Origin of the sequence: Georgenia muralis, assembly GCF_003814705.1 — a bacterium.
GTDB classification, from domain to species: Bacteria; Actinomycetota; Actinomycetes; order Actinomycetales; family Actinomycetaceae; genus Georgenia; species Georgenia muralis.
The window spans coordinates 1,464,592-1,478,602 of the sequence record NZ_RKRA01000001.1 but is presented as its reverse complement, the minus strand read 5'-3'; the positions used below and the strand labels follow the sequence as shown (position 1 = coordinate 1,478,602).

Genomic DNA, 14,011 nt, shown 5'->3' with positions numbered 1-14,011 from the left:
GGGACCCTCCGGCGTCAGTAGATGTTGCGGTGCTCGCGGAACTCCCGCCAGACGTTCTCGAAGAAGTCGTCGTCCTCGGGGATCGGGCGCACGGGTCGCCACTCGAACCCGACCTGGCCCGCGCCGTCGACGCCGTCCTCGTGCGCGCCAGGAGTCCCGCCGTCCGCCTCGCCGGGCGGCGGCGTCCACCAGGTCTCCTGAATCTCCCCGTCGAGCGCCCCGCCGTCGAGGCTGAAGCGGAACAGCTCGGGCAGGTCCAGCTCCCGCTCGGCGTCGGCACCGAACCCGGCCAGCGGCAGCGAGCCCTCGGGGTCGGTGTAGAGCACCGACCCGCGCGACCGCCCGCCGTGGCCGACGTAGTCGGCCATCGCCGAGAGGTAGACGTAGGCGGTGGTGAGGATGTCGCGGACGAGGAAGGTGCGGTTGACGGCCCGGCGCGACCCGCCGTCGGCGCTGACGAACCGCTCGTAGTCGGCGAGCCAGCGCTGGACCTGGACGAGCGCCTCGTGGATCGACTGCGCCGAGCGCACCGGTCCGGCCTTGGCGCTCATGAGCTCCCCGACCTCGCGCAGGAGGTCACCGGTGTTGTCCTCCTCGCCGCCGGCGAACCGGGCGGTCGCGGCGGCGGCCAGCTCGACGGCTCCGGCGAGCACCGGCTCGGCCGCGGCGGCGAAGGCCGCGTCGTCCACGGGTGCGTCCGTGCGGCGGGCGGCGATGAACTCCGCCGCCCGCGTGGCGCCCACCTGGCCGCTGTTGAGCGCGGCACCGCCCGGACGGTAGACGCCGTGGGCGCCGCCGGCCTCCCCCACCGGGAAGAACCCGGTGAGGTTGGACTGCCACCACGTGTCGACGACGAGGCCGCCGTTGTTGTGCTGGGCGCACACGTCGATCTCGAGCATCTCCTTCTCGAGGTCCACGTACGGGTTCTTGTTGAGGTAGAAGTCGTAGGCCGGGCGGTTCATGTGCTGCAGCCGCTCGATCGGCGTGCCGAAGAGGACGCCGGCCCGCTCGAGGTAGGCGTGCGCCTCGGGGCTGAGCTCCCCTGCGTCCAGCTCGGGCCGGACCGGGTTGGACCGGAAGTCGAGGAACACGCGGCGCCCGCGCAGGACGGTCTCGCGGTAGACGAGGAGGTCGATGAGCGACGAGCCGTCCAGCGCCTTGCGGACGTCGAAGGGCCACTGGTAGCCCTTGAGGAAGATCAGCGACAGCTGGCGGCCGTAGTCGGGGATGGCCTCGGAGAGGAACTCGCGCTCGTCGCCGCCGTCGGCGTCGGTGGAGACGAACCGGGGCAGCACCTGCATGTACGTGCCCGAGACGTTCCACCGCGGCCGGGTCGAGGCGAGGCCGAACTGCCACTCCGTGACGTTCTTGCCGCGCACGCCCGCCCGGTAGGCCGCCCCCGAGGCGCCCCACTGGCCGTTGGGGAAGACCCGGGTGGCGTACAGCCCCGCCGGGCCGCCGGTGGCGTAGACGACGTTGGTGCAGCGGAAGAGCATGAACGGGCTCTCGGCACCGTCGAAGGGGACGTCCAGGCGCAGGACGAGCAGGCCGACGACGGCGCCGCCGGCGGTGATGAGGTCGACGATGCGGCAGTCGTCGAAGATGCGCGTGCCGTCCCGGTTCACCTTCTCCTCGAGCTGGGTGACCATCGACCGCGACGTGTACGGACCCACGGAGGTGGCGCGACGCCGGGGGTCGTGGTCCGTCTTGTAGCCGATGAACTCCCCGTACCGGTTCTGCGGGAACGGGACACCGAGGTCGCACAGGTGCAGGAACGCCCGCGCGGACAGGGCCGCCTCGGCGAGCGCGTTGTCGCCGTCCATCGCCCCGCCGGAGAAGAGGGTCCGGGCCATCTCGTGGACCGAGTCGGGGTCGGAGCCGGAGAGCGTGAGCTTGTAGTAGGTCTGCTTGTCCGAGCCGGCGTTGCGGCTCGCCCCGGCGCCGACCTTGTCGACCACCATGACGACGTCGTCCTGGCCGAAGTCGACCAGCCGGTCGGCGGCGCAGAAGCCGGCCGAGCCGGTGCCGACGACGACGGTGTTGGCCGTGACGACGGGCACCTCCTTCTCGGCGATGGTCAGGGGCTGCGGGTCGTGGGGCATGGCGGTCCTCCAGGACGCGGTGGGCGCGGGCTCGGCGGTCACAGCCGGGCGATGTGCATGCCGCCGTCGACGTTGATGACGTCGCCGGTGGAGTAGGGCATCTGGCCGGCGACGAGCTGGGCGACGGCGCCCGCGACGTCGGACGGGCGGCCCCACCGAGGCATGGGCGCGAGTCCGCCGGCGAACAGGGCGTCGTACTTCTCCTTGACGCCGGAGGTCATGTCGGTGGCGATGACGCCGGGCCGGACCTCGTAGACGACGATGCCCTCCGGCGCCAGGCGCGCCGCCCACAGCTGGGTGGCCATGGCCCCGCCGGCCTTGGACATGCAGTACTCCCCGCGGTTGGTCGACACGACGGTCGCGGAGATGGACGAGACGTTGACGATCGTGCCGATCGGGGCCTCGGGCAGTTCCGTCAGCTCGCCGCGCGCCTCGATCATCGCCGCGGCGACCCGCTGGGTGAGGAAGTACGGCCCGCGCAGGTTGATGTCCATGACGCGGTCGTAGCTCTCCGGCGTCGCGACGAGGATGTCGTCACGCACGGTCGGGGCGACACCGGCGTTGTTGACGAGGACGTCGATCCGCCCGAACGCCTCGAGCGTGGCGTCGACGTAGCGGGCGTGGTCGTCGAGGTCGGCGACCGAGCCGCGCACGTAGATCGCCTCGCCGCGCTCGCGCAGGGCGCCCATGACGTCGGCTGGCTCCTCCCGGGTGGCCAGGATCGAGACGGCGTAACCCTCGTCGAGGAGCCGCTCGCTGATCCCCAGACCGATCCCGCGGTTCCCGCCGGTGATCATCGCAACCTTCGGCATCGTCGCCCTTCCTCGTCGTGGCCGGCCCGCTCCGGTGCCGGTCCGCCTCGCGGCGGGGCCCACGGGTCATCGCGGGTCCCACCCGATCCTGCCAGCCCGGCCCGGTGCTGGCAAGCGCTTTCCGTCGCCCGGCGAGGCCGGCGCTCGGTCAGGCGAGCGTCGTCGGCACGTCGAACGCCTCGACGACGGCGTGCAGCTCCTCCCGGGTCAGCCCCTGGGCGCGGCCGCCAGCCACGAGGTCCATGTACTCGTAGCGGGCGCCGGTCTCGGCGTACTCGATGCGGTCCACCGCCCGGGTGACGGACAGGTCCGAGCGTGCCATGACCCCGTGCTTGCTCCACAGGACGATCTCGTGCTCGCGCAGGCCGGCGGCGTTGGCCGCCATGAGCTCGGGGTCGGGGACGGTCACGGGCATGGTGTCTCCTTCTGACGGTGCGCGACCCTCACGGCCGCAGCAGGTCCTCTGCGTGGTCCACCGGGCCACGGTGCCGGTGGGTTCGTCCTGGGTGGGCTCGTAGGAGGTGGTCGGCACGGAGGCGGCGACCACCCGGCGCAGGGCGGGCAGGCCCGGTGCGACATCGCCGAGGGCCTGGGCCTGGGCCTGGAGGTTCCCCAGCGCCGCGCCCTCGGTGGGCCCGGCCACGACGGGTAGGCCGGTGGCCGCGGCCGTGAGGCAGCACAGCAGCGCGTTGCGCGCCCCGCCGCCGACGAGGTGGACCACCCGACCCTGCGCCCGGCGAGGCCGGCCGCCATGCGCACGGCGCGCCGGTAGGCCAGGGCGAGGGAGTCGAGGATGCAGCGCACGGTCTCGGCCGGGCTCTCCGGCGGGCGCTGCCCGGTGCGCCGGGCGGCCTCGGCGATCCGGGCGGGCATGTCGCCCGGCGGCAGGAACGCCGAGTCGTCGACGTCGACGACGCAGCGCAGGGCGGGCCCGGCGAGCGCCTCGGCCCGGTCCGGGTCGGCGGCGAAGAGCTGGGCCGTGCGTCGCCCGGTGAGGGGGTATCGCACTCACAGGCCGTCGTAGAGCGCCACGAGCGCGAGGTTGGGTGCGAGGACAGCGAGCGACACGGCCAGGCCGGCGAGCGAGAAGCCGAGCGTCATCACCCGAACCGCCCTCCCGTCCCGGCGTCCGGCGGTCGTCGCTCGACGCACCGCGGCGGGGCGGCACCGCAGCGGGGGGCACCGGCCCCTCGGGCCACCTGCCATGCGCGGGGAGGCGGCGTCCGGGCCCGACGTCACCGTCGGGCCGGGAAGTGACGGCGCTAGGCCACCGTGGTCCCGAAGCCGAGGCCGAGCAGGTAGGTGACCCCGGCCGCGCCGTACCCGATGGCCAGCTGGCGCAGCGCCCGGCGCAGGGGCGGCGCACCGGAGAGGACCCCGACGACGGCGCCGGTCCCGAGCAGGGCGATCCCCACCAGGCCGGTGGCGAGGAGCACAGCGGAGAGCCCCGTGGCGCCGAGCAGGTAGGGCAGGATCGGGACGAGGGCACCGACGGCGAAGAACATGAAGCTCGACGTCGCGGCCCGCCAGCCGGTGCCGATCTCCTCGTAGTCGGGCTCCGCCCGGTCCGGGACGTGGTGGCCGTCGCGAACACGGGCGAGGACCTCGGTCGCGTGCGCGCTCGCCGCGGCGGGGTCCATCCCGCGGGCGCGGTAGACCAGCGCCAGCTCGTTGGCGTCGACGTCGAGGTCCGGCAGGCTCTCGTGCGAGCGGGGGTCCGGCCGGGAGGAGTCGAGGAGCTCGCGCTGGGAGCGGACCGAGACGTACTCCCCCGCCCCCATGGAGAGGGCGCCGGCGAGCAGGCCCGCCACACCGGTCAGGAGCACGGTCCCGGAGCTCACGCCCGCGGCGCCGACGCCCAGGACCAGGGCGAGGTTGGACACGAGCCCGTCGTTCGCCCCGAAGACGGCGGCCCGGAACGTGCCGGACATGTGCGAGCGGCCGCGCGCGGCCAGCGCCCGGACGACCTCGCCGTGGACGCGCTCGTCCGCGGCCATCGCGCTGGTGGCGTCGCCGTCGCCGTCGTAGGCAGAGCGCTGCTCGGCGCTCTGCGCCAGGGCGAGGACGAAGACCCCGCCGAACATCCGGGCCAGCCGGGCGAGCAGCCGGACCCGCAGGGCGCCGCGGACGGGGCGCCCCACCTGCTCGCCGAGGAGGTCGCGCCAGTGCTGCTCGTGCCGGGCCTCGGCCTCGGCCAGGCCCAGGAGGATCTCGCGCTCCTCGCCCTGGCGACGGGCGGCGAGGTGGCGGTACACCGCCGCCTCGGCCCGCTCGTCGGCGAGGTACTGGCGCCACCGGCGCACCTGCTCCTTGCTCGGGGGGCGCACGGAATAGGCGGAGGAGGCGGGCATCCGTCCATCATCGCAGCGGACGAGGGCCCTCCCAACCCCCCCCGGGGTGGAATCGCCCACTGTTCGCAGGACCGAAGAATCGCTGTCAGGGCAACGAAAAACCGGAGGTGACGAGAACCGGGCGTCCGGTGCTGAGCGGTCAGTCGCGGGTGCGCTCCTCGAGGTATCGCTGAACGACCGTGGAGTCCAGGTCGCCGAGCCCCGCGGCGGTGAGGGCGGTGTACAGCTCACGCAGGGCGGGCAGGAGTGCCGGCACCACCCCGGCCCCCTCCGCGGCCTCGGCGGCGAAGGCCAGGTCCTTGATCATGAAGCGTGCCGGGGAGGCCGGGCTGTGGTCGTGGGCGACGAGCTTGTGCCTCTTGACCTCGAGGAGCCGGGAGCCGGCGTAGCCCGAGCCCAGGAGGTCCAGCAGCGCCGCGAGGTCCAGACCGGCGCGCTCCGCGACGACGGCCGCCTCGCCGAGCGCCGCCGTCGTCGCGGCCACCACGAGCTGGTTGCACGCCTTGGCCACCTCGCCGCTGCCGAGCGGGCCGAGGTGGACCGGCCGGCCGAGGGCCCGCAGCCACGGCTCCGCGCGGGCGACGTCGTCCGCGTCGCCGCCGACCATGATCGACAACGTCGCATCGGCGGCGCCCTCGACCCCGCCACTGACGGGGGCGTCGACCAGGCGCAGCCGGCCGGCGGAGCGCTCACGAAGGTCGGCACCGAGGTCGCGGACCCCCTGCGGTGAGACGGTCGCGCCGATGACGAGGACGGTGGGCCCGGCGATCCCGGCGAGGAGCCCGTCGTCGCCGTCGGTGACCGCGCGCAGGTCGGGCAGGTCCGGCACCATCACGACGACGACGTCGCAGCGCGCCGCCAGCTCGCGCGGCGTGGCGGCCCAGCGTGCGCCGGCCGCGAGGGCCGCGGAGGCGGTGCCGGGACGCCGGGTGGTGACCACCAGCTCGGTCCCGCGCTCGGCGGCGGTGCGTGCCAGATGCAGGGCCATGGGCCGGCCCATCGCGCCGAGACCGACGAGACCGACGCCCCGCCCGGGCGTCGTGGCCGGCTCCGGTGTGCCGGGCCCCGGACCCGGCGCGGGCCGGTCCGGTGCGCTCACGACCGCGCCCCGGCGGCGGCGCCCTCGTCGCGCAGCCGCACCGACAGGCAGGTCACACCGCCGTCGAGCTTCTCGAGCTCGCTGATGTCGACCGTGACCACGCGGTGGCCGCGGCTGCGGAGCAGCTCCGCCGTGCGCGGCGCGCTGGCCGCGAGCAGGACGGTGCCGTGCTCGAGGAGGACGACCTGGCCACCGCTGGGCTCGGGGACGGGCAGCAGGGCGTCGAAGGGGTGGTCGACGAGCGGCGGGTGGCCGACGAGGGTGCCGTCGGGCAGGGCGGTGACGGCCGACTTGAGGTGGAGGACCGAACGCACCGGGACCGGGACGACCCGCGCCCCCATCGGCTCGAGAAGGGCGGCGAGCTGGCGGATGCCGTCGTCGTCGGTACGGGCGCTGCGACCCACCCAGACGGTGCCGCCGAACTTCAGGACGTCGCCGCCGTCGAGGGTGCCCGGCGCCTCGATCCGCGCGACCCGGTACCCCGCCTCGGCGGCGGCCTCCCCGACGGCGGGCAGCTCGCCCCGCCGCCCGGGGGCGCCGGGGCGGGTGAGCACGGCGAGGTCGCCGTAGACGACGAGGGCGTCCTCGACGAAGACGGCGTCGGGCTGGTCGTCGGCGGGCTCGACCTCCAGGGTCTGCCAGCCGGCGTCCTGGAGGGTACGGACGTACTCGGCCCACTGCCGGTGCGCGAGCGCGACGTCCACCGGGCCGCCGCTCGCGTGGGTGACGATCCCCTCGGCCAGACGGGGTCCGGGACGGCGGACCAGGGCACGCAGAACGGGCATGGGATCAGTCTTCACCTGCGCGCCGGCTCCGGCGGCCACGACGGGCCGCCGGTGTCGGTCGGACGATCGGCTGCGTCAGAGCGGGGGCTGCGGCGTGGTGGGCGGCATCGGGCCGTCCGTGCCCCGGCCGGTGTTGCCCACGGGGAAGTCGGGGTGGTGCGCGCCGCGCGAGCCGGAGAGCTTGCCCTTGACGGTGGAGGCGACCTTGTCGGTCAGCTGGGACCCGCTGTTCTTCGCGGCGTCGGTGACCCTGGTCTCGACCTTGTGGACGTTCTGCTGGATCTTCGGGTTCTCCCACAGCTTCGCGGTCGCACCCTTGATCTTCTCGTAGCGGGCGCGGCCGGCGCGGGCTCCGAGGACGTAGCCGATGCCGGCGCCGGTGAGGAACGAGAGCTTGCCCATGGAATACCTCCGTGCGTCAGTGGTGCGGTCTGGCCCCGAGCCTAGGTCGGATCGCCCCGCCGCGCGCGCGGTGCCAGGTCTAGCCTTGCGCCATGGCTCACGCGAAGCGGCGCGACACGGACGACGGCCCCGGCGGCGAGCGTGACGGCGAGCGCGACGGCCACGTCGCCGGCGGCGAGGAGAGCGGGTTCCACACGACCCGGATCCCGCCGAAGGTCTACGCGGCCGAGCTCTACCGGCTCCAGGGCGAGCTCGGCAAGCTCCAGACGTGGGTCAAGGAGACCGGCGCCCGCGTGGTGGTGATCTTCGAGGGCCGCGACGCCGCCGGCAAGGGCGGGACGATCAAGCGGATCACCGAGTACCTCTCGCCGCGCGTGGTGCGCATCGCGGCGCTGCCCGCGCCCACCGAGCGCGAGAAGGGGCAGTGGTACTTCCAGCGCTACGTCGAGCACCTGCCCGCCGCCGGGGAGATGGTCCTGTTCGACCGCTCCTGGTACAACCGCGCCGGGGTGGAGAAGGTCATGGGCTTCGCCTCCGCGGAGGAGGTCAAGAGGTTCATGCGCCAGTGCCCGATCTTCGAGCAGATGCTCGTCGAGGACGGCATCCACCTGCGCAAGTACTGGTTCTCCGTCTCGGACGAGGTGCAGCTCGCCCGGTTCCGCAAGCGCCTGCACGACCCGCTGCGGCAGTGGAAGCTCTCCCCGATCGACCTGGAGTCGATCACCCGGTGGGAGGACTTCTCCCGCGCGAAGGACGAGATGATGGTCCACACGGACACCTCGTCGGCGCCCTGGTACCACGTGGCCAGCGACTCCAAGAAGCAGGCGCGGCTGAACATGATCCACCACCTGCTCGAGTCCCTGCCCTACCACGACGTCCCCTCCCGGGGGCCGGTCGAGCTTCCCGAGCGGCCCGCCGGCACGGGCTACCGGCGTCCGCCGATCTCGGTGTCCTCGTACGTGCCGGACCACGCCTCGGCGCTGGTGGAGGATCCCTCGCGGGCCTGAGCCGCTTCTGCGATGCCGCCATGCCCACCGCCGAACGGCTCTACCGCCGCCTCGTCCGCCCCGGCCCCGTCGCGGCCGGCGCCGCGCCGGAGCCGGCCCGCCTGCCCGCCAACGGGCTGCGCCAGATCGCCGCGAACGCACTGATCAGCACCGGTGACCAGGTCGTCAGCGCCAAGACCGTCCTGCCCTGGCTGCTCGCCTCCCTCGGTGCCCCCGCCGTCCTGGTCGCCCTCCTCGTGCCGGTGCGGGAGTCCGGCTCGATGCTCCCCCAGGCGGCCCTGTCGCCCTGGGTGCAGCGCCACCGCGTGCGCAAGGGCCTGTGGGTCGCCGGCGCCGCGGGCCAGGCCGGGGCCACCGCGGCGATGGCCCTCGCGGCGGCGACGACCACCGGGGCCGTGGCGGGGGTGGTCGTGCTCGCTGCCCTGGCGGTGTTCGCCCTCGCCCGGGCGATGACGTCGCTGGTGGACAAGGACGTCCTCGGCCGGACCGTCCCGAAGGGCCAGCGCGGGCAGATCAACGGCATCGCGACCGTCTTGTCCGGCGTGGTCGCGATCACCCTCGGGCTCGGCATCCGCGCCCTCGGCGGGGACGACGTCGCCCCACCCGTGCTCGCGGCGCTGCTCGGCGCGGCCGCCCTGACCTGGGTCCTCGCCCTCGTCGTCTACTCCGGTATCGTCGAGCCCCCGACGGAGCCCGCCGCCCGGCCGCCGGACGGTCCCGGCTGGCTCGCCCGCTCCTGGTCGATGCTGCGCTCCGACGCACCGTTCCGCCGCTTCGTCACCGTGCGGACCCTCCTGCTCGTCTCGGCCCCGAGCCCGCCGTTCGTCGTCGCGCTCGCCGCCGCGGAGGGTGGGGTGGGCCTCGGTGGCCTCGGTCCGTTCGTCATCGCCTCGGGCGTGGCCGGCCTGCTCGGCGGCCGGCTGTTCGGCCGGCTGGCCGACCGCTCGAGCCGGACCCTCCTCGTGGCCGGGGCCGGTGCCGCGTCGCTGCTCGTCCTGGCCTTCCTCGCCTTGCGGCTCGTGGCTGCGGCCCGGGAGTCGTGGTGGCTCCACCCGCTCGTCTACCTGCTTCTCGCCTTCACCCACATCGGGATCCGGGTGGCGCGCAAGACCTACGTCGTCGACATGGCCGAGGGCGACCGGCGCACCGAGTACGTGGCGGTGGCGAACACGGCGATGGGGGTGCTGCTCCTGGTCGTCGGCGCCGTCTCGGGGGCGCTGGCGACGATCGGGGCCGAGGCCGCGCTCCTGCTCCTCGCCGCTCTGGGTCTGGTGGGGGTCGCCGTCGGCCGCACCCTGCCGGAGGTCAGCCACCGCTGAGCACGGACCCGTGCGGGACCTGGGTCCGCGGCGTGGACCCTGCCCCGGGCCCCACGATGGGAGGGCGGGGCCGGTCTCGAGCCCCGTCGGACCGGCGGCGACGGCGCCGGGGCGGCGAGGGAGGCGACCGGTGCGGCGAGCGACCCTCGGTGCCGTCCTGGCGCTCCTCGCGATCCTGGTGGCGACCGCCGTCGCGGCCGTCACGCCGGCGACCGCCCGCACCGTGCCGGACGGCCTCGCCGGCGCGGCGGCCGGGTGGTCCGGTGCAGCGGCAGCACCGGTGGAGCCCGTGAAGCCGACGATCTACTACTTCTGGGGCGACGGGTGCCCGCACTGCGCCGAGGCCGGCCCGTTCCTCGCCTCGCTGGCGCAGACCTACGGCGCCACGGTCGTGGACTACGAGGTCTGGAACCACCCCGAGAACCGCGAGCCGATGGCCGAGATGGCCGCCGGCTTCGGCTTCGAGCCCACCGGCGTGCCGCTGATCTTCCTCGGTGAGGAGTACTGGGTCGGCTTCTCCGCGCAACTCAACGGGGCCGAGATCGAGGCCGCCGTCGCCACCTGCGCCGAACGCGGGTGCCTCGACGCCCGCGAGGTCGCCCGCGCGGGCGGGCCAGGCGTGCTCGACCCGCCGGCGGCGGCCGGGCCGGAGCCGGCGGCCCCCGCGGCCACGGAGGTGCTGCGCCTGCCGCTCCTCGGGGAGGTGGACCTCGGGACGCACTCGCTCACCGTGAGCACCGCGCTCATCGCCGTCGTCGACGGGTTCAACCCGTGCTCGCTGTGGGTGCTCTCCGTCCTGCTCGCCCTGACCCTGCACAGCGGCTCGCGCCGGCGCACGGCCGTCATCGGGCTGACCTTCATCACCGTCACCGCCGCGATCTACGGCCTGTTCATCACCGGGCTGTTCACGGTCCTCACCGTGGTGGGCATGTCGGCGTGGCTGCACGTGCTCGTCGCGCTCGTGGCGCTGTTCTTCGCCGTCGTCAACATCAAGGACTACTTCTGGTACCGGCAGGGCCTGTCCTTCACCATCGCGGACGAGCGCCGGCCGGGGCTGTACCGCGGCATGCGCGCCGTGCTCGCCAAGGGCGACTCGCTGCCGGCCCTCGTGGGCGCGACCGTGGTCCTCGCCGCGGGCGTCTCGCTCGTGGAGTTCTCCTGCACCGCCGGGTTCCCCGTTCTGTGGACGAACCTCCTCACCAGCCAGGGCGCGACCGCGGGCACCTTCGTCCTCCTGCTGGCGCTGTACCTGCTGATCTACCAGCTCGACGAGCTGGCCGTCTTCGGCGCCGCGGTCGTCGGGCTGCGGGCCACCCGGCTGCAGGAGAAGCAGGGTCGGCTGCTCAAGCTCGCCGGTGGCATGCTCATGCTCACCCTGGCGGTGGTCATGATCGTCGACCCGGATCTCATGGGTGACGTCGGCTCCTCGCTCGCCGTCTTCGCCGTCGCCCTCGCCGCGACCGCGCTCGTGCTGCTCGTCCACCGCGTGGTCCTGCCGCGGCTCGGGATCCACGTCGGGAGCGAGAAGAGCCTGCGCCGGTGAGGCGGCCGGGCCGGCCCGGAGCGCTCCGGGCCGGCCCCACGCTCAGCCGTCCAGCCGGGCCAGCTCCTCGGCCGTGAGCTCGAGCTCGACCGCGGCGACGGAGTCGAGCACGCTCTCCGGCCGGGACGCACCCGGGATGGGGATCACGACGTCGGCCTTGGCCAGCTCCCACGCCAGGGCCACCTGCTGGGGGCTGACGCCCCGCTCGGCCGCGACCTCGGCGAAGGTGGCGTGGGTGGACCCGAGCTCGCCGGCGCGGCTGATGCCGCCCAGGGGGCTCCACGGCAGGAACGCGATGCCCATCTCCGCGCACTGCTCGAGCTCGGGCTCGCTGGAGCGGAACGACGGCGAGAACTGGTTCTGCACCGAGACGAGCCTCCCGCCGAGGATCTCCTGGGCGAGGCGGATCTGGTCGGGGTCGGCGTTGGAGATGCCGGCCATGAGGATCTTGCCCTCGTCGAGCAGGTCGCGGATCGCGCCGACCGACTCCTCGTACGGGACCGCCGGGTCCGGCCGGTGGAACTGGTAGAGCCCGATCGCCTCGACGTCGAGCCGCTGCAGGGACGCCTCGCAGGCCTTGCGCAGGTACGCCGCGTCGCCCTGCTTGGTCCACGTGCCGTCCCCCGGACGGCGGTGCCCGCCCTTGGTCGCGACGAGGACGTCGGCGGCGGAGGCCCCGGCCAGGCGCAGGGCCTTGGCGATGAGGAGCTCGTTGTGCCCGACGTCGGTGGGGTCGCGGTGGTAGGAGTCAGCGGTGTCGATGAGGGTGATGCCGGCGTCGAGGGCCGCGTGCACGGTGGCGATGGACCTTGCCTCGTCCGGCCTGCCCTCGATCGACATCGGCATCCCGCCGAGACCGATCGCGCTGACGGGACGGTCGCCGATACGGCGCTGCTGCATGTGTCCTCCCACGTTCTCGCGGGCCCCGGTCGAGGCCCGCGAACACGTTAGACGCCGTCGCCGTCCGCTGCGACCAGAAGCTTCATCCCCTCGTGGGTGGCGGTGAACCCCAGCCCCTCGTAGAAGCGGCGCGCGCCGGTGCGCCGCTTGTCGGTGGTCAGCTGCACGAGGGTGCAGCCGTGCCGCCGGGCCTCGTCCACGGCCCAGGTGATCATGGCCCGGCCCAGCCCGCCGCCGCGGCGGTCCGGTGCCACGCGGACCGCCTCGACCTGGGCGCGCAGGCTCCCCCGCCGGGCCAGACCGGGGATGAAGGAGAGCTGGAAGGTGGCGGCGAGCCGGCCCTCGTCGTCGACCGCGACGACGAGCAGCTGCGCGGGGTCGGCGTCGATCGCGGCGAAGGCGGCGAGGTACGGCGCGAGGTCACCGCCGTCCCGGCCGCCACCGAGCTGGTCGGCGGCGAGGAGCTCGACGATGCCGGCGACGTCGGTGGCGACGGCGCGGCGCAGCACCACCGTCTCGCCGCCGACGTCCAGGCGGGCGAGCACGGCCATGTCAGCGGCGCTCGAGCGGCAGGGCGCCCGGCCGGGCCGGGTCCCCCCGCAGGGACGGGGGCAGCGCGGGATTGCTGACGCCGCGCTCGCGCAGGGCCTCCAGGACGTCCAGCGCCGGCCGGTCCCGGTTGAACGTGTACAGGTGCAGCCCGGGTGCACCGGCGGCGAGCGCGCCCTCGACCAGGTCCACGGTGGCCGCCACGCCCCGGCGCAGGCGCTCGGTCTCGTCGTCGACGGCGAGCAGGGCCGTCAGGGCCGGCGGCACGTCGACGCCGGTGAGCTCTCCGAGCCGGGCGAGGCGGCCGGGGTCCGTCAGCGGGATGATGCCGGGCAGGATCGGGATGAGCACCCCGGCCGCACGGGCGTCCGCCACCAGGGAGGCGTAGGAGTCGACGTCGTAGAAGACCTGGGTGATGGCGAAGTCCGCGCCCGCCGCCTGCTTCTCCCGCAGCGCCGCGAGCTCGGCCTCGCGCGTGTGGCTGCGCCCGCAGGGGTAGGCGGCCACGGCGACGGAGACGACGTCGGCCGGGTCCACCCCCAGCTCGCGGGCGACGGGCGAGGGCTCGGCCGTCGTGGCCCCGGCCTCCCGGCCGCCGTCGGCGCGGGGCGCGCCGAGCTCCTCGGCCTCGACCTGGCGGATGAGATCGACGAGCTCGCTCGAGCGGGCGAGACCACCGGCCGCCGGGGCCCACACGGACTGCCCGGCCGGCGGGTCGCCGCGCAGCGCGAGGAAGTCCCGCACGCCCAGCCCGAGCAGACGACGGACGAGCGCGCCGAGCTCCTCCCGGGTCGTCCCGACGCAGGTCAGGTGGGCGATGACCGGAACGCCGGTCTCGTCGAGGATGCGGCGGACCAGGCGCTCGGAGGCGTCGCGGGACGACCCCGACGCGCCGTAGGTGACGGAGAAGAAGTCCGGTCCGGCCTCGGCCAGCCGCAGGATCCGCTGCCACACGACCTCGCCGAGCTCGGGCCGCCGTGGCGGGTAGAGCTCGAAGGAGACCGTGGGGCGGGTGGTCGGCACAGCCAAGAGGCTAGAGGTGGACATCGGATCACGCTCCATCGGTCCTGGCGGGAGCACCCGCGGGCGCGGGTTGCTGCGGCGTCGGGGAGCCAGGTCTCTCGGCCGCTCGGGATGGACGC

12 protein-coding genes and 1 pseudogene are annotated in these 14,011 nt (G+C 74.6%); 3 read left to right on the top strand and 10 right to left on the bottom strand.

The features are described from left to right. Window positions 1-14 precede the first annotated feature (14 nt). The 7 genes and pseudogenes from EDD32_RS06535 to EDD32_RS06500 all read right to left on the bottom strand — a co-directional run bounded on the left by EDD32_RS06535 (window position 15) and on the right by EDD32_RS06500 (window position 7,551). Window positions 15-2,102 carry an FAD-dependent oxidoreductase gene (locus EDD32_RS06535; RefSeq protein WP_123916004.1) on the bottom strand — a complete coding sequence of 696 codons (2,088 nt, stop codon included), beginning with the start codon at window positions 2,100-2,102 and terminating at the stop codon, window positions 15-17. Between the two features lie 38 nt (window positions 2,103-2,140). Continuing rightward, window positions 2,141-2,914, bottom strand: coding sequence for a 3-ketoacyl-ACP reductase (locus EDD32_RS06530; RefSeq protein WP_123916002.1), 774 nt, complete (start codon window positions 2,912-2,914; stop codon window positions 2,141-2,143). Window positions 2,915-3,413: 499 nt separating this feature from the next. Next, window positions 3,414-3,862, bottom strand: a pseudogene (locus tag EDD32_RS20105) (FGGY-family carbohydrate kinase); the annotation flags it as partial. Window positions 3,863-4,176: 314 nt separating this feature from the next. Then, window positions 4,177-5,265: a VIT1/CCC1 transporter family protein gene (locus tag EDD32_RS06515; RefSeq protein WP_123916000.1), complete on the bottom strand. Its 1,089-nt coding sequence runs from the start codon at window positions 5,263-5,265 to the stop codon at window positions 4,177-4,179. A 139-nt stretch (window positions 5,266-5,404) separates the two neighbouring features. Further along, entirely contained in the window at window positions 5,405-6,364 is a 960-nt protein-coding gene (locus tag EDD32_RS06510; protein WP_246006012.1) for an NAD(P)-dependent oxidoreductase, read from the bottom strand. Further along, on the bottom strand, window positions 6,361-7,149 hold the full coding sequence (gene ddaH, locus EDD32_RS06505) for a dimethylargininase (RefSeq protein WP_123915998.1): 789 nt from the start codon (window positions 7,147-7,149) through the stop codon (window positions 6,361-6,363). The genes EDD32_RS06510 and ddaH overlap by 4 nt, the downstream gene beginning before the upstream one ends. Window positions 7,150-7,224: 75 nt before the next feature. Beyond that, entirely contained in the window at window positions 7,225-7,551 is a 327-nt protein-coding gene (locus tag EDD32_RS06500) for a YtxH domain-containing protein (protein WP_123915996.1), read from the bottom strand. Window positions 7,552-7,643: 92 nt separating this feature from the next. Between EDD32_RS06500 and ppk2 the strand changes: the two genes are divergently transcribed. The 3 genes from ppk2 (at window position 7,644) to EDD32_RS06485 (ending at window position 11,420) form a co-directional block, all read left to right on the top strand. Further along, window positions 7,644-8,558 (top strand): polyphosphate kinase 2, encoded by a 915-nt coding sequence (ppk2, locus tag EDD32_RS06495; protein WP_123915994.1) that lies wholly within the window; start codon window positions 7,644-7,646, stop codon window positions 8,556-8,558. Window positions 8,559-8,578: 20 nt separating this feature from the next. Next, window positions 8,579-9,877: an MFS transporter gene (locus EDD32_RS06490; protein ID WP_123915992.1), complete on the top strand. Its 1,299-nt coding sequence runs from the start codon at window positions 8,579-8,581 to the stop codon at window positions 9,875-9,877. Between the two features lie 130 nt (window positions 9,878-10,007). After that, entirely contained in the window at window positions 10,008-11,420 is a 1,413-nt protein-coding gene (locus tag EDD32_RS06485; protein ID WP_123915990.1) for a thioredoxin family protein, read from the top strand. A gap of 42 nt (window positions 11,421-11,462) precedes the next feature. Here the strand turns inward: EDD32_RS06485 and EDD32_RS06480 are convergent, their stop codons facing one another. From EDD32_RS06480 to EDD32_RS06470, 3 genes are read right to left on the bottom strand one after another with little or no spacing between them, the layout of a single operon-like run. After that, window positions 11,463-12,320: an aldo/keto reductase gene (locus EDD32_RS06480; RefSeq protein WP_123915988.1), complete on the bottom strand. Its 858-nt coding sequence runs from the start codon at window positions 12,318-12,320 to the stop codon at window positions 11,463-11,465. Between the two features lie 47 nt (window positions 12,321-12,367). Beyond that, window positions 12,368-12,871, bottom strand: coding sequence for a GNAT family N-acetyltransferase (locus tag EDD32_RS06475; RefSeq protein WP_123915986.1), 504 nt, complete (start codon window positions 12,869-12,871; stop codon window positions 12,368-12,370). A gap of 1 nt (window position 12,872) precedes the next feature. After that, window positions 12,873-13,916: a methylenetetrahydrofolate reductase gene (locus EDD32_RS06470; protein ID WP_170175234.1), complete on the bottom strand. Its 1,044-nt coding sequence runs from the start codon at window positions 13,914-13,916 to the stop codon at window positions 12,873-12,875. Window positions 13,917-14,011: the final 95 nt, after the last annotated feature.

What these genes read in the sequence shown, in the direction of transcription:
- EDD32_RS06490 (WP_123915992.1), top strand. Translation starts at nt 8,579, where the DNA reads ATGCCCACCGCCGAACGGCTCTACCGCCGCCTCGTCCGCCCCGGCCCC.
- EDD32_RS06475 (WP_123915986.1), bottom strand. Translation starts at nt 12,871, where the DNA reads ATGGCCGTGCTCGCCCGCCTGGACGTCGGCGGCGAGACGGTGGTGCTG.
- ppk2 (WP_123915994.1), top strand. Translation starts at nt 7,644, where the DNA reads ATGGCTCACGCGAAGCGGCGCGACACGGACGACGGCCCCGGCGGCGAG.
- ddaH (WP_123915998.1), bottom strand. Translation starts at nt 7,149, where the DNA reads ATGCCCGTTCTGCGTGCCCTGGTCCGCCGTCCCGGACCCCGTCTGGCC.
- EDD32_RS06530 (WP_123916002.1), bottom strand. Translation starts at nt 2,914, where the DNA reads ATGCCGAAGGTTGCGATGATCACCGGCGGGAACCGCGGGATCGGTCTG.
- EDD32_RS06515 (WP_123916000.1), bottom strand. Translation starts at nt 5,265, where the DNA reads ATGCCCGCCTCCTCCGCCTATTCCGTGCGCCCCCCGAGCAAGGAGCAG.
- EDD32_RS06480 (WP_123915988.1), bottom strand. Translation starts at nt 12,320, where the DNA reads ATGCAGCAGCGCCGTATCGGCGACCGTCCCGTCAGCGCGATCGGTCTC.
- EDD32_RS06500 (WP_123915996.1), bottom strand. Translation starts at nt 7,551, where the DNA reads ATGGGCAAGCTCTCGTTCCTCACCGGCGCCGGCATCGGCTACGTCCTC.
- EDD32_RS06535 (WP_123916004.1), bottom strand. Translation starts at nt 2,102, where the DNA reads ATGCCCCACGACCCGCAGCCCCTGACCATCGCCGAGAAGGAGGTGCCC.
- EDD32_RS06470 (WP_170175234.1), bottom strand. Translation starts at nt 13,916, where the DNA reads ATGTCCACCTCTAGCCTCTTGGCTGTGCCGACCACCCGCCCCACGGTC.